This is a genomic window from Sphingomonas sp. STIS6.2, from assembly GCF_000732685.2.
Classification (GTDB): Bacteria; Pseudomonadota; Alphaproteobacteria; order Sphingomonadales; family Sphingomonadaceae; genus Sphingomonas; species Sphingomonas aerolata.
Genome location: NZ_JPDP02000123.1, coordinates 1 through 2,395 on the forward strand (window position 1 = coordinate 1; position 2,395 = coordinate 2,395).

Genomic DNA, 2,395 nt, shown 5'->3' on the forward strand with positions numbered 1-2,395 from the left:
CGACCTGCCCGCCAACGAGCCCGGCAGCTCGATCATGCCCGGCAAGGTCAACCCCACCCAGTGCGAGATGCTGACGATGGTCGCAGGCCAGGTGATGGGCAACCATGTCGCGGCCACGATCGGCGGGATGCAGGGCCATCTCGAACTGAACGTCTTCAAGCCACTGATCGGCGCGAACGTGCTCCGCTCGATCGACCTGCTCGCGACCGCGATGGAGGGTTTTGCGGAGCGCTGCGTCGACGGCATCGAACCCAATCGCGACCGCATCGCCGACCTGCTCGACCGCTCGCTGATGCTGGTCACCGCGCTCGCGCCCGAGATCGGTTATGACGCGGCCGCGAAGATCGCCAAGCACGCGCATGCCGAGGGCCTGACGCTGAAAGAGGCGGGCCTCGCACTCGGGCTAGTCGACGCGGAAACCTTCGACCGGGTCGTGCGGCCGGAGTCGATGCTCGGCCGCTAACCCACCCACCCCGTCATCCTGACGAAAGTCAGGACCCAGAGCCATAAACGGTGCGCGTCGTAACTCTGGATCCTGGATCAAGTCCAGGATGACGGGTGGTGTGCACAACCTCCCCACCGTCATCCTGAAGAAAGTCAGGATCCAGGATTACTCAGCGAGACGATCGTGGCTCTGGGTCCTGACTTTCGTCAGGATGACGGATGGTGACGAGACCGGGAACCCAAACGCGGTTCGCGCGCTAACCCGCCACACGCGAAGGAGAAATTACGTGGGCGCAACGACCATAGGCGCGCTGATCGGCGCAGGCATCGACTCGCTCAGCGGCGATGACGGCAATGCAGACGGCGCGATCATCGGTGCGGTCACCGCCAACGTGCTCAAGATCGTCGTGCCGCTGGCCGTGACCTACGCGATCGGCTGGGCGGTGCTGCGCGGTGCAGCGGAACTCAAGGACCAGGTTTTCAGAGAGGTTAAGTCATGATCGGACGTATCATCAGTGCATTGGTTGGCCGCGAAATGGGCCGTCGTGACGGGTCGGGCGGCGCATCGGGCGCGGTCAAGGGCGTCGTCGCGATGAGCGTGCTGCGTCGCATGGGGCCGCTCGGCATGATCCTCGGCGGCGGCTATGCTGCCAAGAAGGCGTATGACCGCAATCGGGCGCGCAAGTCGGGCTACTGATCCGCCGCCAGAATGACACGCGCGGGCTGTGCATGGGTTGACGCCCATGCGCAGTCCGCGGCAAGGGCGCGCATGCCCCACACACTTCCGTCCGACCCGCATGGTTTTCGTCGCCGCGGCGTCCTGTTCGTCCTGTCCTCGCCATCGGGCGCCGGCAAGTCGACGATCGCGCGCCGATTGCTCGCCGACGAGCATGAGCTGGAGATGTCGGTCTCGGTGACGACCCGCGCGATGCGACCGGGCGAAGTCGACGGCAAGGACTATCATTTCACCGATCTCGAGGGCTTTCGCGACATGGTCGCGAAGGACGAATTCCTCGAATGGGCGCATGTCTTCAACCACCGCTACGGCACCCCGCGCGCGCAGGTCGAGGAGATGCTGGCGGCCGGCAAGGACGTGCTGTTCGACATCGACTGGCAGGGCGCGCAGCAGCTGTTCCAGATCGCGGGCGGCGACGTCGTCCGCGTCTTCATCTTCCCGCCCTCGATGGAGGAACTCCACCGCCGCCTCACCAGCCGTGGCACCGACTCGACCGAAGTGATCGACGCCCGCATGTCGCGCGCCGCGAACGAGGTCAGCCACTGGGACGGCTATGATTACGTCCTGGTCAATGACGACGTCGACAGCTGCATCCGCGGCGTGAAGACGATCCTTGCCGCCGAACGCCTCAAGCGTTCGCGCCAGACCGGCCTGATCGGCTTCATCCGCCGCTTGACGCGCTGACCCCCCGTCATCCTGGATCGGGTCCAGGACGACGGAGCGTTACAGCATCCCCAGAAACGCCACGCCGCGCGCAAATTCCTGGCGCTTGAGCTCGCGCAACTGCGCCGCCTGCCAGTCCTCGCCCCACATCTCGATCGACCAGTCCTCGTCGATCCCCGCCGCCGCCCAGGCCGCATCGCCGTCGATCTCTCCCTCGACCAGCGCCAGCCCGATCACCAGCGACCCCGTCAGCGTGACGACCGGCGACAGCCCGGCAAGGTGGAAGTCGTCATGCGCCGCGACCGCCTCGTGCAGCCGCGCGATCGTCGCGGGGGCCTGTGCGACGTGCATCACCCCCGCCGTCACCGCGAACGTCACGTCATACCGCGCGCGCGCCCAGTCGAGCAGCGGGTCCCAGCGCGCCGCCTGCCGCTCGACCAGCGGCGGCGGCCCGTCCGCGCGGTAGCAGAGCAGGTCGCTCTCGCCATACGCCGCCAGCCGGGCCGCGAACTGCGCCGGATCGTTCGCGATCGGATCGGTCGCGGCGTTGGC

General features: G+C 66.8%; 5 protein-coding genes. 4 read left to right on the top strand and 1 reads right to left on the bottom strand.

The window, feature by feature from the left end; genetic code table 11:
- The 4 genes from sphst_RS13750 to gmk form a co-directional block, all read left to right on the top strand.
- A partial coding sequence (locus tag sphst_RS13750; RefSeq protein WP_267895126.1) for a lyase family protein occupies positions 1-463 on the top strand: 463 nt, incomplete at its 5' end.
- 268 nt (positions 464-731) lie between these two features.
- The gene (locus sphst_RS13755; RefSeq protein ID WP_031394374.1) at positions 732-944 is read left to right on the top strand and encodes a hypothetical protein; all 213 of its coding nucleotides are present in this window, start codon (positions 732-734) and stop codon (positions 942-944) included.
- A complete protein-coding gene (locus sphst_RS13760) occupies positions 941-1,141 on the top strand; it encodes a hypothetical protein (RefSeq protein WP_031394373.1) in 201 nt (66 codons plus the stop codon). Before sphst_RS13755 ends, sphst_RS13760 begins: the two co-directional genes overlap by 4 nt.
- A gap of 72 nt (positions 1,142-1,213) precedes the next feature.
- Positions 1,214-1,864: a guanylate kinase gene (gene gmk, locus sphst_RS13765; protein WP_031394372.1), complete on the top strand. Its 651-nt coding sequence runs from the start codon at positions 1,214-1,216 to the stop codon at positions 1,862-1,864.
- Between the two features lie 39 nt (positions 1,865-1,903).
- On the opposite strand, the gene sphst_RS13770 is transcribed toward gmk, so the two are convergent.
- A partial coding sequence (locus sphst_RS13770) for an ATP12 family protein (RefSeq protein ID WP_107045695.1) occupies positions 1,904-2,395 on the bottom strand: 492 nt, incomplete at its 5' end.

What these genes read in the sequence shown, in the direction of transcription:
- sphst_RS13760 (WP_031394373.1), top strand. Translation starts at nt 941, where the DNA reads ATGATCGGACGTATCATCAGTGCATTGGTTGGCCGCGAAATGGGCCGT.
- gmk (WP_031394372.1), top strand. Translation starts at nt 1,214, where the DNA reads ATGCCCCACACACTTCCGTCCGACCCGCATGGTTTTCGTCGCCGCGGC.